Below are 14,987 nucleotides of genomic sequence, written 5' to 3'. Positions count from 1 at the left end.
TTCCGGATCGCCGCGCCGGTGGGCTGGCTGCGCTGGACCGAGGAGTCGACGACCTGCTTCCGGGAGTCCTGCGGGCCTCGGATCCTCAGCGTCGACTGGGCGGGGGAAGTGGCAGGTGTAACCGTTGGGGTAGGTCTGCAGGTAGTTCTGGTGCTCGGGCTCAGCTTCCCAGAAGTCGCCTGCCGGGGTGACCTCGGTAACGACCTTACCGGGCCACAGGCCCGAGGCGTCGACGTCGGCGATCGTGTCCTCGGCGACCCGCTTCTGCTCGTCGTTGATGTAGAAGATCGCCGAGCGGTAGCTGATGCCGATGTCGTTGCCCTGGCGGTTCTTCGTCGAGGGGTCGTGGATCTGGAAGAAGAACTCGAGCAGCGCGCGGAAGTCGGTCTTCTCGGTGTCGTAGACGACCTCGATGGACTCCGCGTGGGTGCCGTGGTTGCGGTAGGTGGGGTTCGGGACGTCGCCGCCGCTGTAGCCGACGCGCGTGGACACGACGCCGGGCTGGTGGCGGAAGAGCTCCTCCATGCCCCAGAAGCAGCCGCCGGCGAGGATCACCTTTTCAGTGGTCACGTCGTCTCCTTACTTGTCGTCGGTGCCAGTGTTGCTGTCACTCGTGAACAGGGTGCGGTATTCGCCGTACCCTGCGTTCGCCAGGTCGTCGAGGTGTATGAACCGCAACGACGCGGAGTTGATGCAGTAGCGCAGTCCACCCTTGTCGGGGGGACCGTCGTTGAAGACGTGGCCGAGGTGGCTGTCGCCGTGCAGCGAGCGGGCCTCAGTCCGGATCATCCCGTGGCTGGAGTCTTCGTTCTCGACGACGTTCGTCTTGGCGATCGGCTTCGTGAAGCTCGGCCAGCCGGACTTGCTGTCGTACTTGTCGACCGATGCGAACAGCGGCTCGCCGGACACGACGTCGACGTAGATGCCGGGCTCGTGGTTGTCCCAGTAGGCGTTGGCGAACGGGCGCTCGGTGCCGTCCTGCTGGGTCACGCGGTACTGCTCCGGGTCAAGCCGCGAAACGGCGTCCGGGTTCTTGTGGTAATGGGTCTGCTGGGGCACAGCTCTCCCTTCCCGGCCTTTCGGCGCGGAGCTGGGGAACGAGGCGAAACGCACCTGTACAGACACCCTGCGGGCCGGTTGTATTCCCGCGGCCCTTGGCTTCCGTGGACCATCAAGTCCGGGAAAACTCTTCGGAAGTGCCCGGCTGGGTGGCGTCGCTATGGTGGGTGGCCTGGGGGGTGTCGCCGCCCCAGTAGCACCGGCGTGATCCCAAGAGTGGACTTGACCGACCAGTTCTACCGCGACTAGGTTCGGGGCGTCCGACTGGGTGCCTCCGCTGGCGACGAACTGTCCGACGTGCCTACCGGCGTCGAGTTCTACGGACGTCGCGCCACTCTCGGGGCGCCGGGTGCTGCCAACACACATCGCGATCGGGTGGGGAAGGGGCCAACTGTCGTGAGTGAAAGTTTCGAGGGCCGTAAGGTCGTGGTCGTCGGCGGCAGCAGCGGCATGGGTCTCGCCACGACCCACCGAGTCGTCGCCGGGGGCGGCATTGCCGTGATCACGGGCCGCGACCAGGAAAAGGTCGGGGCCGGCAGCCCGAATGACATCGCGAACGCGGTGTCATGCCTGCCGTCGGACAAGTCGAGCTGGATGACCGGCGCCATCGTCGAGGTCGACGGCGGCACCATGGCCGGCCGCAACTGACCCTCGAGACGTAACGCCGGGATCGCGCCGGCGGGGCCTCGACCCCGGCGCCGCCTTGCCGGCGACTTCGCTATCGCGCTCGTTCCTCGACACTCTCGCGCCACAACCGCTACCGATCAACGTGGTGAGACACCGAGGCCTGGCGCCGCTAATGCTGGTGAAACGAAACGTGCACCTCGTGCCCGTGCAAACGAGGACTGGATACAGGGAGGCGCCGGATGAAGGCGATTGTAGTGACGGACGAGGCCGCGGGAATGGCCGGGATGACGCTGGTGGAGCGGCCCGAGCCGGACGCGGCGCTGAACGACGTCGTCGTTCAGGTTCATGCGTCGGGATTCGTCCCGACTGAGTTGGCGTGGCCCTCGACCTGGACCGACCGCCTCGGCCGTGACCGGACGCCGTCGATCCCTGGGCACGAGCTGGCCGGAGTGGTCACCGCTCTCGGCTATGGCACGACGGGACTGTCGGTGGGTCAGCGGGTGTTCGGCCTCACGGACTGGACTCGCGACGGCACCCTGGCGGAGTATGTGGCCGTCGAGGCGCGTAACCTCGCGCCGCTGCCCGGCGACGTCGACTTCACGGTGGGCGCGAGCCTGCCGATCTCGGGCCTGACCGCGTGGCAGGGACTGTTCGAGCACGGCCGCCTTCAGGCGGGGCAGAGTGTCCTCGTGCACGGAGCGGCCGGCGCAGTCGGTTCGATGGTGACGCAGCTCGCACGTGAGGCCGGCGCCCACGTCGTCGGCACCGGGCGCGCTGCCGACCGTCAAGCGGCGCTCGATTTCGGCGCGCAGGAGTTCGTCGACCTCGAGAACGACGTCCTCGAAGACGTCGGCGGAATCGATCTGGTGTTCGATGTCATCGGCGGCGACATCGGGAAGCGGTCCGCAGGCCTGATTCGAGCCGGAGGAACGCTGGTGTCCGTCGTCGGCCCGCCGGAGGCGCGGCCCGCCGACGGCCTGGCGGTCGACTTCGTCGTCGAGCCCGACCGCGCTCAACTGGGTGAGGTCGTCCGGCGGGTGCGCGACGGACGACTCCGGACAAACATCGGCAAGGTCGCGACCCTCGACGATGCCGTCGCCGCTTTCAATCCGACCGAGCGGATCACCGGGAAGACGATCATCCGCGTTCGTCCGTAAGGACTCGGGGACAGCGAGCGGTCTGCCCTCCTTGTGGATCAGCGTCAACCCGGCGTTATCGCCGACGTCGAATCATGGCCGGCCGCGATTGACCCTCGAAACGTAACGCCGGGATCACGCCGGTTGGGCTGCGGACGTGCCCGTACGCGTCCGCAGCCCGCGCCCGCCGGGAGACCACCAGCACATTCGGCGAGAGACAGTCCCGGTTGGTGGCGTTACGGTGCACGAATGCGCGGCCGCGGCCCGGCTGGCGGCTTTGCCAGCCGGTCCCGCAGCGCGTCGGCCGTCGCGTAGTCCTTGCCCGCCCTGGCCAACTGGCGCTGCTCCAGCGTGACGTCGACGAGCTTGCCGAGCGCATCGCGGTACTCGCCGCCGGCGCCCACCTAGCCTTCACGCGATGTACCCCGCCGTTGGGGACGCCTGAACCTTCTCAGCGGTCGGCGCGCGTTCAGACGCGACGACGCGTGTTCAATGCCCATGCCCGGGTGTGTGCGATCGCGGGGATGCCGGGTCTAGAACGTCGGCATATTCCGGACGAGCATTGACGAATGCTGCCGCGAACGGACACGTGACGGTGGCGGTCTTTCCTTGCATGCGCAGCTCGTCGAGGACGCCGCCGATGAGCCTGGCGGCTACTCCCTTCCCCCGGAACTCGGGGAGCACGGATGTCGCCAACAGTATGACGCGGCTCCCGACCTTGCTGTAGACGAGCCCAGCGGCTGTCCGGCCCCCTAACGCGGCCTCGTAGATGCCGAGCTCACTGTTGTCGGTGATGACGAGGTCTTCCGCGTCGGGCGCGGTGGCTCCCGACAGGTTCGAGCCACCCAGATCTTCCTCGGTACTGGTCAACGCGATCATGTCCTCGGCGTTGCCCGCCATGTTGTCTCCTGAATCTCGCGTGTGGTCAGCGACCTGGGAGTGCCCAGTCAGCTCGGATGAAGTGGCAGGAGCATCCCGCCTCGGACTATTGCTAACCGACGTCGGAGACGTTGGCATCGTCCGGATGCGTCACGATAGAGCGGATTCTTAGCGCTCAGGCAGTCGGCACCGGGAGGCTGAGGACGAGCGACCCACGCAGGTCGACCAGGACACGGCCGGCCGTGCGCACCACGCGCATGACGACGTCCTCGCAGCCCGGACATCGGGCGACGAGGCCGGGCGCTCGGTCGAACACGCGCATCGCGGCCAGCGGACGGGGCGTCCGGCACCCGGCGCAGGTGAGCTCGGCAACGGTGAGGTCGGTCCCCATGATCTCGCCGAGCGGTCCGGCGAGGGCGTTACCGTCCACCCAGGGTGCGTCGTCGGCTCCGACGTTGGTGGTCGACATGGTCATCCTCCGGTGGGTCCGAAACGTTCAGTGCGGATGTTCGCCGGATCGTGGCCGATCTCGACGAGGAGGTCGGCAACGGTCTCAACGAATCCGGTGGGCCCGCAGACGAACGCCACAGCGTCGGCATCGCGGGGCCAGGCGACGCGGGCGAGGGCGTCCGCGTCCAGTCGTCGGGGTGGGGCCGGCCAGCCGGGGGGCGCGACCCTGGTATAGACGTACGTGACTGCGACGCGCCTATCGCCTGCGGCTCGTGCAGTTGCAAGATCCGCGGCGAACAGCGCATCGAGCGGGGATCGCGTCGAGTAGAGCAGCCTGGTGGGATTCGTCGCCGCACGCACCATCGACATCAGCGGCGCCACGCCGGCTCCGCCGCCGATCAGCAACGCCGGCCGCGGATCGGCGGGTCGGCGTACGAACCAGCCGCCGAGCGGCCCACGGATCTCGAGCTGGTCACCCGGCTCTGCGACGTCGGCGAGGTACGGCGAGACCTCACCGTCGGCCACCGCCTGGACGGTCACCTCGAGGCGGTCGGGCCCCGGGGCGGACGAGATCGAGTAGCTGCGGTATGCCGTGTAGCCGTCGGGAGCCGTCAACCGGACGTCGACGTGCTGGCCCGGCACGTGACCTGTCCAGCCGTCGACGTCGAGGACCAGGGTCCGCGCCGTCGCAGTCTCCGCGCGGGTGGCGGCGACGGTCGCCGGCTGCCAGGTCAGTCTGCCAGGTATCGCTGCTCGCGCCATGGGTCCCCGTAGTTGTGGTAGCCGGCCGTCTCCCAGAACCCGGGCTCGTCGTCGAGACGCAGTTCCAGAGCGCGCAGCCATTTCGCGCTCTTCCAGAAATACAGGTGAGGGACGAGGAGACGAGCTGGCCCGCCGTGCACCGGAACCAGCGGCTCACCGTCGAACTCGTACGCCACCCAGGCCTGGCCGTCGAGAAGGTCCTCGAGCGGCAGGTTCGTGGTGTAGCCGCCGTAGGAGTGGGCGACGACGTACTCGGCCGTCGTCTCGACGTCGGCCAGCAACGTGTCCACCGACACGCCTCGCCAGCGCGTGCCGAACTTCGACCAGTGCGTGACGCAATGGATGTCCACGGTCGGTTCTTCGGCAGGAAGGGCGGTGAACTCCGCCCATGACCACGTGCTCCGCTCGCCGGTCTCGGTGATGACGGCGAGCTCCCACCGGTCGAGGCCGATGCGCGGTGTCGGTCCCGCCGACAGCACCGGGAAGTCATCCGTGCGGTATTGGCCGGGCGGGAGGTCGGTGTCGTCGCGTCTGCGGCCCCCGAAGCCGCGTGTGATCAATGCCATGCGCCCCTCCCCATGTGGCCGGGCGGCCGCGAGCCCGCTGCCACCCGTGCTTCCACTCGGCCGGTGGATGTCGATGTGGTACCCGCCCATATCGTCATCGTCAGCGAATGCCCCGGTGATGAGAAACTCCGCGGTGGGGGCGTAAACGCCCGCAATCCACGGAATATGAACTGGACCATCTCGTCCAGAGTATGCTGCCATGGCGCCGGTCGGCAAACTTCGCTGGCCATCGGTGATTCGGGGCAAGCAGCAGCGCGCCTGGTGGTCGTGGCGGTGCACCGTCATCTGATGGGTGCCTCTGCAGCGAGAGTATAATGGACGATGGCGTCCATAGAGTGCGGCTAGAGACTGTTCCGAGTTGGTCGTTGGACATGTCGTAGCGCTGCGAGATGGCGGCGGCCGGTGTCGTGCCCGATGTCAGGAGAGTTCGATGGACCCTGTTCCCTCCGGTGGGAACGTTGTCGATGGCCAGCCGGTCGCTGCGGTGGACATGATCGCCGCCCTGACCGCTGCACGGCTTGTGTTCCCAGACGGTGCAACTCAATCATTCACGGCGGGTGGTCGGACGACCTACGTCGACAGGGGCACACCGTCAGCTGGCGAGTGGTCTGTTACGGGTGACGGGACCTTCGCTTCATTCTGGCCGCCGACGTACCGGGCGACGTACACGGTTCGGTGGATCGTCGAGGACGAAGTGCGGGTGGGCGTCAGCTTCACGGATACCCGGAGCCGAGTCCGCTACGACGGCCGGTACAGATGACTGGACGAGATTCGAGCCATACGTCGAATCACGATCGGCTCGGTGCTTTCTCCTGTGAGGTCGGTCGACTCCTGGCTCAGGGCACTCTCCTCGGCCGCGTCGATGCCCAGATCAGCCGACCCGCCGCGTCCGCGATGAACTGGCACGCTCACGCCGTGCCACGTGTGCTTGCCGGAGGAGCAGGGCTCCTGGTCGCGAACCGGTCGATCGGGGGCTCCGCTGAAAAGGGCTCAATTAACGGGTCGGTTCGCCGGACGGTTCCAAGAGGAACGACTTGATGTGTTCCAGCGCCATGTCCAGAGCAACTTCCATGGGTTCAACGTTGTGCGCGGCGTTCGCCAGCAAGTAGCCGCCTTGCAAAGCTGCCATCAACCCCGTGGCCAACTTCTCCGGGTCGGCGTCCTGGCGCAGTGCACCGCTGTCCCGCATCCGGTGCAGACCATCACTGATCAGCTTTCCCCATGCCGCAAACGTCTCCGACAGCATCGATCGAGCCTGCTCATCTTGATCGGACAGCTCGACAGCCATCGACCCGAGGCCGCACCCGTATTTGCCGTTGTTCAGCGAGTTGGCCTGGACCAGCGCGTTACGCCACCGGACCAGCCCTGAGAACGATCTCAGTCGTTCGAGCCCTGCCCGCTCGCGCTGAAGCACAAGCGCGCCTCGATATTTGACCAACGCGCGCACGAGCTCCTGCTTGTCGGCGAAGTGGTGGTAAAGCTGAGACTTGCTCGTCTGGCTTGCCTCGCGGACGTCGTCAAGGGTCGTCGCGTTCACTCCGCGCACGAACATCAGCCGGTTCGCCGCCTCGAGGATCCGCTCTCGAGTCGCGATGCCCCGTTGACTGATCCTCCGCTGCTTCGTCGGCGCAGCCACCTGCTCGTCGCCCATCGGTCAAGTGTATCTAGCGCCGCGCGCCAGAGAATCTATGGAGGATGGGACCTTGGAGTCCATCCAGCGTTATGTCGCATTGACGTGATGGTGAAGGACGAACGTACGCACCGCCTGCTCGGTTGAACGGGTGCTATGTCCGCGAGAGCATCAACAGGGCGAATTCTTCCCTGGACTGTCTGGTCCTCATTGCGGCAAGCTGTTGCTCAGGAGTTGCTCGGCGGTGCGTCGTGAGCGGCGCGCCGGAGGTCAGCGTGTGTCATCGCTCGTTGACTGCGTCTGCACATCATGCGCATCACCCGCAGCTGAACTTGGCTGCGGCCATGAAGCAACAAGAGGGAATCAACGGGGAAAACCAGTGAACGCGAGGAGGTCCTCGCGGGCGTCAGCGAGGTTCTCAGCGGCAGCGGGGAACTGGACCAGACTGCTGTCCTAGGGCGCGTATCGAAGTCCGTGTCGGTAGTTGTGGGGGACACGGCGCGTCGGGACCGGTAAACAGCGAGGTCTCCGGTAGATGGTTTGTCGACCAAGACGAACCATCAGCACGAAGACCTCATGGACACCATAGTGGTGACGAGGCGGCACGACCTGACTGACGCGCAGTGGAGAGTGTTGCAGCCTCTGCTGCCGGTCGCACGCAGGCCCGGTCGGCCACCTCGATGGACCAGACGGCAGCTCATCGACGCGATCCGGTGGCGGATCCGGGTCGGTGCCCCGTGGCGGGACGTCCCGGCCTGCTACGGCTCCTGGTCGGCGGCGTACGCGTTGTTCCGCCGCTGGCAGCGCGACGGGACCTGGGCCCGCATCATGACCGCGTTGCAGACCCTCGTGGACGCGGCCGGCCGCATCACCTGGGACGTGTCTGTGGACTCGACAACTGCCCGAGCGCATCAGCATGCCGTTGGCGCCCGGAAAAGGGGGATCTGCAGGCAGAAACGCCTGGTGGCGTATACGTGGAGCCAGCCGATCACGCTCTTGGTCGGTCCCGCGGCGGACTGACCACGAAGCTTCATCTGGGCTGCGAGCAGGGCCAAAAGCCGCTGTCGATCGTGTTGACTGCTGGGCAACGCGGAGACAGCCCACAGGTCATCGCGGTCCTGGCCAGCATCCGTGTGCCCCGCCCGACCGGTGGCCGGCCCCGGACCCGGCCTGACCGGGTGCTGGCCGACAAGGCGTACACCTCTCGGGCGACCCGCGCCTATCTGCGCCGATGCGGGATCAAGGCGACTATCCCGAGCAAAGCCGACCAAGACGCTCACCGCCGTAAGCGAGGGTCGAAGGGCGGACGGCCACCTGCCTTCGACCGCGATGCCTACAAGCAGCGTCACGCTGTGGAGTGCGGCATCAACCGGCTCAAACGCAACCGCGGCGTCGCCACGCGCTTCGACAAGCTTGCCGTGCGCTACGCGGCCGTCGTACACATCGCCGCGATCAACGAATGGCTTTGACCCACTTCAGATACACGCTCTACTCGCTCTTGGGCCAGATGGGGCCCTGGTCGGTCCAGGTGACACCCTTGTTGTGGCAGAGGCAGAACGGGTGGCCGACGGGGTCGGCGTAGACGCGCCAGCCGTAGCCGTCGGGGCCGATGGAGTCCTGCTGCAGGGTCGCGCCGAGGGCCAGGACGCGGCTCTGTTCGGCCTCGATGTCGTCGACTTCGAAGTCGAGATGGAACTGCTTGGGGTGCTCGCTGTCGGGCCACTGCGGGGCGCGGTAGTCCTCCACCCGGATGAAGGCCAGCTCGATCTCGCCGAACCGGATACCGGCCCAGTTGCCGTGGCTGCCCTCCTTGACCGGGCGACCCGTCACCTCTGAATAGAAGGCTGCCAGCGCCATCGTGTCCGGGCAGTCGATGATGAAATCGGTGAGTTGCAGCATCCGGCGATCTTGCCACAAGATCAAATAAGCCGGAGTTTGAGACAGGCCCTAGGCATCGGCGGCCACTTTGCGAGGTCGCTGGCTTTCAGATTGCGGACGAACTGGTCGGTACTGCGCCGGACCGTGCGGATGCTGTCATCGCACGCGACGGCCATTTCGGTGTCGGTGATATCAATGGTGACGTTCTTGCCGGCGTGGACGCGGCCGAGGGCGACTTTCTGCCCCACGACCGTGACGAGCCCGCTGTTGGAGGCCCGCCGCTGCACCGCACCGGTCCGGCCCCGGGTTGCGGGGGTGGTCCGGCGGGTCGGGCGTCGCGCAGGCGGGCTACCTCGGCGGGGGTGAGCGGGTTGGGTCGGGTGCGCGGCAGCTAGCGGGTGTCGGTCGAAGAAGCTGGTCTTGTCATCGCTGCGGATGCCGACGCGTTGCCCGCCGAGGATCTCGGCGGCCAGGACGATGTGCTGGCCCAGGAAAACGCGACCTGCCCGGCTGATGGTTCGGTCGACCTGGACCGCTTCACCCGGTGGCGCCGGCGGCAACGGCGGCTCACCAGCGGGACGGCCTCCTGGCGCAGCAGCGCAGCGAGGTCGGCGGCGGACAGGTGGGAGCGCACTGACTTGAGCCGGACGCCGGCGATCAGGAGATGGATGACATCGGTGTCTGCCCAGGACGTGACCGTCACACCGGAGCAGGCCGGGCCGCCAGAATTGCTTACCTGCCACCTGCAGATTCCCCGACGGTGGCACCACCCGGTCGAACTTCACCGCCCCCGCCACCACCTGAACCGGCGCCGGGACCGGAGGCGACGGTGAGACGAGGGTCTGGTCGACGGGTTAAGTGAGCCGGGGAGGCAGCTTCACCGGCACCATCTCCTCGGCAGCCTTGGCGGGGGTGAAGCGGTCGGCGGAGACGGCCATCTTCAGGGACTGGTGCGGCCGGTTGGTGTTGTATTCGTGCCGAACGGCGTCGACGGCGGCTTGGACGGTGTCCAAGTCGGGCCAGACCGGCACGTCCTCGGTGTGTGGCGGGTCCCAGCGGGTAATGGTCCCCGGCACGCCGACCGTCGACACAGCGACTAGGAGCGAGCGATGGGCACACGACACGCCTCGGCCGATGACCTCGCTTCCGTAGGCTTCTCGGTCCTGCGCTCCGCACTGGCGACGAACATCTTGTGGATCGGTGCGCTCAAATTCAAGCAGTACGAGGTCGAAAACGACGAACCCCTGGTCACCTCGAGTCCGCTGTTCTCGCGGCTCCGAGAAAAGCTGGGCGCACAAAAGCTCAACCGACTCATCGGTGTCACGGAGATCACCGTGGGCTCTCTGATCGCCGCGAAGCCGTTTGCGCCCAGAGCGTCGGCGATCGGTAGCTTCGGGGCGGCGGGGATGTTCCTCACCACGCTCAGTTTCCTGGCCACGGCACCCGGGACTCGGCAGGAAGGGCAGGGGATGTACAGCCTTTCTCAGCTGGGGCAATTCCTGTTGAAGGACACAGTGCTCCTCGGTGCGGCGCTCCTGATAGCTGCCGAGTCGCTGCGCGTCGCCCGCCACCGATAATGCCCGGCAGTCCGCTCGGAGCGCTGGACGCGTACGACAATGACAGCGCCTGGGCCGACGCAGGGCAGCGAGAAGGCAGCGGCACCGCGCTCCCGGTCGGCTGTGTCAGCCACACCGGCACGGCCGGGCGTTGAGGCGGGCATCGTGAGCGCCAGCCAGCGCCGCGACGGCGTCGTCGCGGTAGTACACGGTCGTGCTGTGAGGTCACAATCGACGCCCGACTTGACGCGGACTACCCAGGGCGCTGATCCCGCCATAGATCGAGCCGGCCTCCGATGCGCGACGACCAGATAAATCCGGGCAAACGGGCGCGTACCCACCCGACCGGCAAGGCATGGTGGGTGCATGACGACATCGACCCCGAGCGCCGCCAATTCCGTGGCCGACCGTCCCGCCCCCGGGGACCCCGAACCCCAGACGCTGCTGTTGCTCGGCGCCACCGGTGACCTGGCCGAGCGCCTGCTCCTGCCCGGGCTGGGTCGGCTGGTGGCCACGGGCGCCCAGCCGGACCTTGCGCTGATCGGCAGCGGCAGGGACGACTGGGGCGACGAGCGGTGGCGTCGCCGCGTGGCCGAATCCTTCGCGACGGTGGGGGCGGACGGGCCTCGGGAGACCGAGATAGTCCGCACCACCCGCTACCTGCGTGCCGACGTTACCGGGGAGGAAGACCTGCGGCGGCTGCTGGCCGCCTGCCACAACCAGCTGGTGATCTACTTCGCCCTGCCGCCGGTGATCACGGCCCGGGCCGCCGCAGCGCTGGCCCGCATCGGTCTGCCGCCCGGTACCCGGCTGATGCTGGAGAAACCATTCGGTACGGACGCCGATTCGGCGAGGTCGCTCAATGACATCCTGGCCGGGCTGGTGCCGGAGGACCAGGTACACCGCATCGACCACTTCCTGGGCAAGTCCACGGTGGTGAACATCCTCGGTCTGCGCTTCGCCAACCGGATCTTCGAACCGGTGCTCAACGCCGCGCACGTGGCCTGCGTGGACATCGTCTTCGACGAGGCCCTGGGCCTGGAGGGCCGGGCCGGCTACTACGACGGCGCGGGCGCGCTCGTCGACATGGTGCAGAGTCACCTGCTGCAGGTCCTCGCGTTGATGGCGATGGATGCGCCGCCCACCCTTCACGCCAGGGAACTGCGGGGCCGCAAGGCGCAGGTGCTGCGGGCCACGAGGGTGTGGGACGGCGATCCGGTGCGGTGGAGCGGGCGGGCCCAGTACACGGCGGGGGAGGTGAACGGGCGGCGACTGCCCGCGTACGCCGACGAGCCCGGCATCGACCCGGCCCGGGGGACCGAAACCCTGGCGGAGGTGGTGCTGGCCGTGGACACCTGGCGGTGGGCGGGTGTGCCGTTTCGACTGCGCTCCGGCAAGGCGCTGGCCGGCCGGCGCAAGGAGGCCGTCGTCACCTTCAGACAACCTCCGCGGGTGCCCACCGGCCTCTCCGGATACGAGCAACCCGACCGGCTGCGGATTGGCTTCGGTCCGGACCAGCTGGGCCTCGACGTCAACATCAACGGCCCGGGGGAACCCTTGGGACTTGATCAGGTGCAGCTGGTGGCGCACTTTGGCCCCGGCGACCTGCCGCCGTACGGGGAGGTGCTTCGTGGCGCCTTCGACGGCGACCCGACGCTGTCGGTGCGGGGCGACACCGCTGAGGAATGCTGGCGCATCGTGGAGCCGGTGCTCGAAGCCTGGCGGGCGGGAGCGGTGCCGTTACAGGAGTACCCGGCCGGTAGCCGCGGCCCGGCTGACTCCCTACTGGCCCCCGCGCCCGGCGAGGTCGGTCTTCACTGAGATGTCACTGCTCTCGGCAGCCGCCGCGGGCAGCTGGGGATGGACGGGGGGAGCGAGACCCTGGCGCGGGCGCAGCGGCGGCGCGCCGCCGCGGCCGAGCTGAGCGCGGAGTTCTGTAGCGAGTTCGTCTTGCTGCTGCTCGTTGACGCGTTGTTCCTCCGACGCGCCCAGGTAGGCGAAGATGCGCGGGCCGCGGCGGTCGTCGGGGAGATCGGGCATTCGTGGCACCACGTGGAAGTGGACGTGGGCGAAGCCCTCCTTCTCTGCGAACTGCACCACGTAGGTCTTCGCGCACCCGGTCACGATCCGCAGGGCTCGGGAGAGCCGGACCTGCCAGGTGCCGAGGCTGGCCGCTTCAGCGTCGGTCAGGTCGGCGATCGAGTCCACGTGCCGGCGCGGGACGAGTACCAGCCACCCCGGCAAAGCCGTCTCAAAGGCATGGGCGATCCGCCAGTGCTCGTCGGCGGCGACGAGTTCACGTGCCGGCAGGGTGCCGAACTGCTGAGTGTTGTGGCAGGTGTAGCAGTCCATCATCGAACACTAGTGCGCGGCCCCAACCCGGTAGGCCCCGGTGAGGGTCGGGCGATCGACGGTCGCGGTGTGACGGGTTCGGTCTCCGCAGCTGACTGTGGACCCTCGACGAGCGGTGGGCGTTCATGGTCGAGGACCTGTTCTCGACGATGAGCGGCGCCGGCCACAAGGACGAGGTGACGAAGGACTTCGAGTCCACCCGCGAGGGACGCCGAGATGCTGGTCGTCGCGACCGCCGGGATGCTCAGCGGCTGTCCGCCGGCCACCACTGAGCCCTTCTCAACCTGCGTAGCGGTTGGCTTGGACATGATGCAGAACGAGGATGGCCTGCACAACCGCGGTCGCCCGTCGTGGGCAGCAGCGCAGCTTGGCGAGGATCTTCCAGGTCTTGAGGGTGGCGATCGCGCGTTCGCCGCGGGCGCGGCTCTTCGCGTGAGCCTGGTAGACGACCTTCTGCCGGCGTGACAGCTTTCGTCGGAAGCGACGCCGCTTGAAGGGAGTGCGCACGCTGCCGCGGGCGCCTTGATATCCCTTATCGGCGAAGGTCATCACCTCGGCCCTGGTCAGCGCATCGATGATGCCGTGGGCTCGGGCCGCGGTCAGGTCGTGGACCGAGCCTGGCAGCGCTGGCGAAGCCCAGAAGAGGCGACCAACCGCATCAGCGATGACCTGCACGTTCACGCCGTGTCGCTTATGTTTGCCGGAGTAGTACGGTTCCTGGTCGGCGACCCGGTCGATCGGGATCAGGGTGCCGTCCAGGATCGCGTACGCGAGCCGGCGGATCCGGTCCATGGCAGAAGCCAGGTCGTCAGCGGCCGTCGCGAGCAGAGCGATCGCTTCCTGCACGTATCGCCATGCGGTTGCTCACGCCGATCTTGAACTCGGCGGCCAGTCGGGTGTAGGTGTCACCGTTGCGCCGGTGAGCCAGAGCGAGCAGTGCCTGTCGTCCCGCGTCGAGGCGTCGCCACCGGGATCGGCGCTCGGTGCGGTGGCTGCGGATGCGCTCGGCGAAGTGGTTCAGCGTCCGGCTGGACAACGAGATGGTGGACGGGTAAGACAGCACAGGTGAGGCTCCCGGTCGGGGCATCGGGTTTTGGTCAATTTGCTGTCTTACTTGGAGCCTCGCCCTCATCGATCCGCGGCCCCGCCTACCCGCGCTGACCTGCAAAACAGGTTTAAAAGGGCTCAGTGAGAACCTCGCCCTCAGACGCACCATGCGCGATCAAGAAACCGAGATCCGTTGCCTTGCCGACAAACTGGCCGCTGCCCGCGAGAGCAACCGCTTCGCCGACCGCCGCATCGCCGACCTGGAAGCCAGCATCGCCAACCACAGTTGGGACAGGGAAATGAGGTCGGCGAGCACCGCGCCAAGGCCAAGCACAAAAACCGAGCGGAATTGGTAGTCTCCAGACGTGTCGATCATCGTTCTCGCCGCCACGTCTGACATACCATGACGCCGAAATTGCGTCGCTCCGTCCGTGCGATCGTGCTCGACGAAGACGACCGCATCCTGCTGTACCGGTTCGTCTTCCCTCACCCGGCGGTGCCTGGCGAGGCGAAGGGCGTATGGGCGGCACCAGGCGGCGGCATCGAACCCGGCGAGGACCCGTTGACGGCCTTGCGCCGCGAACTTCGCCCCTTCAACCTGGCGAGTGGCCGGAGACTCCAGCGCCGTTGACCGGCACCGGTCCGTACGGCCCTCAGGGCCCCGGCAAAGTCGTGAGGGGTGTCCGGCTTGAGGTGGTTGGTGTAGACGCGCCCTGGGTGTGGGTAGCGGGGCGGGCATGGCCGTTCCAGAAGATCATCAAGGTTCTCGAGGCCTGTTGATCTATCTGAAGTGAGCCATGCCCGCGTTGCCATCATCGCTGATCTCATCGTTGTCGACCGCACCGCCCGGGGCATCTGCCGTGGCCTCGGCTGCCGGCCTGCTCGCCGCGTTGGGTTCCCTGCCCGATCCCCGTGCCCGACGCGGAGTCCGGCACGCTCTCGTAACCGTCGTCGCAGCGGCGGTGTGCGCGGTCGTTGCCGGTTACCGCTCGTACGCGGCGATCGGTGAGTGGGTCGCTGATCTACCTGCTGATGCCGCGGCCGT

General features: G+C 67.4%; 21 protein-coding genes and 2 pseudogenes. 9 read left to right on the top strand and 14 right to left on the bottom strand.

Translation table 11 applies throughout. The features are described 5' to 3' along the window. The coding region (msrA, locus tag ACWD5O_RS35460; RefSeq protein ID WP_450087987.1) for a peptide-methionine (S)-S-oxide reductase MsrA at nucleotides 1–570 on the bottom strand (570 nt) is incomplete at its 3' end. A gap of 9 nt (nucleotides 571–579) precedes the next feature. Continuing rightward, a complete protein-coding gene (msrB, locus tag ACWD5O_RS35455) occupies nucleotides 580–1,059 on the bottom strand; it encodes a peptide-methionine (R)-S-oxide reductase MsrB (RefSeq protein WP_387330021.1) in 480 nt (159 codons plus the stop codon). A gap of 426 nt (nucleotides 1,060–1,485) precedes the next feature. On the opposite strand from msrB, the gene ACWD5O_RS35450 reads away from it, so the two are divergent. Further along, nucleotides 1,486–1,707 (top strand): SDR family oxidoreductase, encoded by a 222-nt coding sequence (locus ACWD5O_RS35450; RefSeq protein ID WP_354968183.1) that lies wholly within the window; start codon nucleotides 1,486–1,488, stop codon nucleotides 1,705–1,707. 218 nt (nucleotides 1,708–1,925) lie between these two features. Then, nucleotides 1,926–2,843 carry an NADP-dependent oxidoreductase gene (locus ACWD5O_RS35445; protein ID WP_354968182.1) on the top strand — a complete coding sequence of 306 codons (918 nt, stop codon included), beginning with the start codon at nucleotides 1,926–1,928 and terminating at the stop codon, nucleotides 2,841–2,843. A 215-nt stretch (nucleotides 2,844–3,058) separates the two neighbouring features. On the opposite strand, the gene ACWD5O_RS35440 is transcribed toward ACWD5O_RS35445, so the two are convergent. The 6 genes from ACWD5O_RS35440 to ACWD5O_RS35415 form a co-directional block, all read right to left on the bottom strand. Beyond that, nucleotides 3,059–3,226, bottom strand: a complete 168-nt coding sequence (locus ACWD5O_RS35440) for a hypothetical protein (RefSeq protein ID WP_354968181.1) — start codon at nucleotides 3,224–3,226, stop codon at nucleotides 3,059–3,061. Nucleotides 3,227–3,311: 85 nt separating this feature from the next. After that, nucleotides 3,312–3,722, bottom strand: coding sequence for a GNAT family N-acetyltransferase (locus tag ACWD5O_RS35435; RefSeq protein ID WP_354968180.1), 411 nt, complete (start codon nucleotides 3,720–3,722; stop codon nucleotides 3,312–3,314). A gap of 154 nt (nucleotides 3,723–3,876) precedes the next feature. Then, nucleotides 3,877–4,170, bottom strand: a complete 294-nt coding sequence (locus ACWD5O_RS35430) for a DUF6510 family protein (RefSeq protein WP_450087986.1) — start codon at nucleotides 4,168–4,170, stop codon at nucleotides 3,877–3,879. Between the two features lie 2 nt (nucleotides 4,171–4,172). After that, the gene (locus tag ACWD5O_RS35425) at nucleotides 4,173–4,913 is read right to left on the bottom strand and encodes an FAD-binding oxidoreductase (RefSeq protein ID WP_450087985.1); all 741 of its coding nucleotides are present in this window, start codon (nucleotides 4,911–4,913) and stop codon (nucleotides 4,173–4,175) included. After that, nucleotides 4,883–5,479 carry a sulfite oxidase-like oxidoreductase gene (locus ACWD5O_RS35420; protein ID WP_354968219.1) on the bottom strand — a complete coding sequence of 199 codons (597 nt, stop codon included), beginning with the start codon at nucleotides 5,477–5,479 and terminating at the stop codon, nucleotides 4,883–4,885. The genes ACWD5O_RS35425 and ACWD5O_RS35420 overlap by 31 nt, the downstream gene beginning before the upstream one ends. 994 nt (nucleotides 5,480–6,473) lie before the next feature. Beyond that, the gene (locus tag ACWD5O_RS35415; RefSeq protein WP_354968177.1) at nucleotides 6,474–7,130 is read right to left on the bottom strand and encodes a TetR/AcrR family transcriptional regulator; all 657 of its coding nucleotides are present in this window, start codon (nucleotides 7,128–7,130) and stop codon (nucleotides 6,474–6,476) included. Between the two features lie 555 nt (nucleotides 7,131–7,685). Here ACWD5O_RS35415 and ACWD5O_RS35410 point away from each other — a divergent pair. Then, nucleotides 7,686–8,578: pseudogene (locus ACWD5O_RS35410) on the top strand (IS5 family transposase). A 19-nt stretch (nucleotides 8,579–8,597) separates the two neighbouring features. Here the strand turns inward: ACWD5O_RS35410 and ACWD5O_RS35405 are convergent. Both ACWD5O_RS35405 and ACWD5O_RS35400 read right to left on the bottom strand, forming a co-directional pair. Then, entirely contained in the window at nucleotides 8,598–9,008 is a 411-nt protein-coding gene (locus ACWD5O_RS35405) for a VOC family protein (RefSeq protein ID WP_354968176.1), read from the bottom strand. A gap of 20 nt (nucleotides 9,009–9,028) precedes the next feature. Further along, nucleotides 9,029–9,274 carry a hypothetical protein gene (locus tag ACWD5O_RS35400; RefSeq protein WP_450087984.1) on the bottom strand — a complete coding sequence of 82 codons (246 nt, stop codon included), beginning with the start codon at nucleotides 9,272–9,274 and terminating at the stop codon, nucleotides 9,029–9,031. A gap of 111 nt (nucleotides 9,275–9,385) precedes the next feature. Between ACWD5O_RS35400 and ACWD5O_RS35395 the strand changes: the two genes are divergently transcribed. Further along, entirely contained in the window at nucleotides 9,386–9,820 is a 435-nt protein-coding gene (locus tag ACWD5O_RS35395; protein WP_450087983.1) for a hypothetical protein, read from the top strand. A 21-nt stretch (nucleotides 9,821–9,841) separates the two neighbouring features. Here the strand turns inward: ACWD5O_RS35395 and ACWD5O_RS35390 are convergent, their stop codons facing one another. After that, entirely contained in the window at nucleotides 9,842–10,063 is a 222-nt protein-coding gene (locus ACWD5O_RS35390) for an integrase core domain-containing protein (protein ID WP_354968174.1), read from the bottom strand. 33 nt (nucleotides 10,064–10,096) lie between these two features. Here ACWD5O_RS35390 and ACWD5O_RS35385 point away from each other — a divergent pair, with 33 nt between their 5' ends. Together ACWD5O_RS35385 and ACWD5O_RS35380 are read left to right on the top strand one after the other, a co-directional pair. After that, nucleotides 10,097–10,564 (top strand): YkgB family protein, encoded by a 468-nt coding sequence (locus tag ACWD5O_RS35385; RefSeq protein ID WP_450087982.1) that lies wholly within the window; start codon nucleotides 10,097–10,099, stop codon nucleotides 10,562–10,564. A 345-nt stretch (nucleotides 10,565–10,909) separates the two neighbouring features. After that, a complete protein-coding gene (locus ACWD5O_RS35380; protein ID WP_450087981.1) occupies nucleotides 10,910–12,364 on the top strand; it encodes a glucose-6-phosphate dehydrogenase in 1,455 nt (484 codons plus the stop codon). Here ACWD5O_RS35380 and ACWD5O_RS35375 read toward each other — a convergent pair. Next, entirely contained in the window at nucleotides 12,326–12,895 is a 570-nt protein-coding gene (locus tag ACWD5O_RS35375) for an HIT family protein (protein WP_450087980.1), read from the bottom strand. The genes ACWD5O_RS35380 and ACWD5O_RS35375 overlap by 39 nt on opposite strands. A 125-nt stretch (nucleotides 12,896–13,020) precedes the next feature. On the opposite strand from ACWD5O_RS35375, the gene ACWD5O_RS35370 reads away from it, so the two are divergent. Next, nucleotides 13,021–13,167, top strand: a complete 147-nt coding sequence (locus tag ACWD5O_RS35370) for a hypothetical protein (RefSeq protein ID WP_450087979.1) — start codon at nucleotides 13,021–13,023, stop codon at nucleotides 13,165–13,167. Nucleotides 13,168–13,174: 7 nt separating this feature from the next. On the opposite strand, the pseudogene ACWD5O_RS35365 reads toward ACWD5O_RS35370, so the two are convergent. Continuing rightward, nucleotides 13,175–13,958: pseudogene (locus ACWD5O_RS35365) on the bottom strand (transposase family protein). Between the two features lie 159 nt (nucleotides 13,959–14,117). Next, nucleotides 14,118–14,432, bottom strand: a complete 315-nt coding sequence (locus tag ACWD5O_RS35360; RefSeq protein WP_450087988.1) for a hypothetical protein — start codon at nucleotides 14,430–14,432, stop codon at nucleotides 14,118–14,120. On the opposite strand from ACWD5O_RS35360, the gene ACWD5O_RS35355 reads away from it, so the two are divergent. Together ACWD5O_RS35355 and ACWD5O_RS35350 are read left to right on the top strand one after the other, a co-directional pair. Beyond that, a complete protein-coding gene (locus tag ACWD5O_RS35355; RefSeq protein WP_450087978.1) occupies nucleotides 14,346–14,573 on the top strand; it encodes an NUDIX domain-containing protein in 228 nt (75 codons plus the stop codon). The genes ACWD5O_RS35360 and ACWD5O_RS35355 overlap by 87 nt on opposite strands. Before the next feature lie 229 nt (nucleotides 14,574–14,802). Then, on the top strand, nucleotides 14,803–14,987 hold a 185-nt coding region (locus ACWD5O_RS35350), incomplete at its 3' end, for a transposase family protein (RefSeq protein ID WP_450087977.1).

Source organism: Micromonospora sp. NPDC005161, from assembly GCF_053599855.1.
Note: the sequence above shows the minus strand (reverse complement) of the source record. Positions and strands in the feature narration are given on the sequence as shown.

Coding starts and splice junctions, on each gene's coding strand:
- ACWD5O_RS35445 (WP_354968182.1), top strand. CDS start 1,926: ATGAAGGCGATTGTAGTGACGGACGAGGCCGCGGGAATGGCCGGGATG.
- ACWD5O_RS35435 (WP_354968180.1), bottom strand. CDS start 3,722: ATGGCGGGCAACGCCGAGGACATGATCGCGTTGACCAGTACCGAGGAA.
- ACWD5O_RS35430 (WP_450087986.1), bottom strand. CDS start 4,170: ATGTCGACCACCAACGTCGGAGCCGACGACGCACCCTGGGTGGACGGT.
- ACWD5O_RS35425 (WP_450087985.1), bottom strand. CDS start 4,913: ATGGCGCGAGCAGCGATACCTGGCAGACTGACCTGGCAGCCGGCGACC.
- ACWD5O_RS35420 (WP_354968219.1), bottom strand. CDS start 5,479: ATGGCATTGATCACACGCGGCTTCGGGGGCCGCAGACGCGACGACACC.
- ACWD5O_RS35415 (WP_354968177.1), bottom strand. CDS start 7,130: ATGGGCGACGAGCAGGTGGCTGCGCCGACGAAGCAGCGGAGGATCAGT.
- ACWD5O_RS35405 (WP_354968176.1), bottom strand. CDS start 9,008: ATGCTGCAACTCACCGATTTCATCATCGACTGCCCGGACACGATGGCG.
- ACWD5O_RS35385 (WP_450087982.1), top strand. CDS start 10,097: ATGGGCACACGACACGCCTCGGCCGATGACCTCGCTTCCGTAGGCTTC.
- ACWD5O_RS35380 (WP_450087981.1), top strand. CDS start 10,910: ATGACGACATCGACCCCGAGCGCCGCCAATTCCGTGGCCGACCGTCCC.
- ACWD5O_RS35375 (WP_450087980.1), bottom strand. CDS start 12,895: ATGGACTGCTACACCTGCCACAACACTCAGCAGTTCGGCACCCTGCCG.
- ACWD5O_RS35370 (WP_450087979.1), top strand. CDS start 13,021: ATGGTCGAGGACCTGTTCTCGACGATGAGCGGCGCCGGCCACAAGGAC.
- ACWD5O_RS35355 (WP_450087978.1), top strand. CDS start 14,346: ATGACGCCGAAATTGCGTCGCTCCGTCCGTGCGATCGTGCTCGACGAA.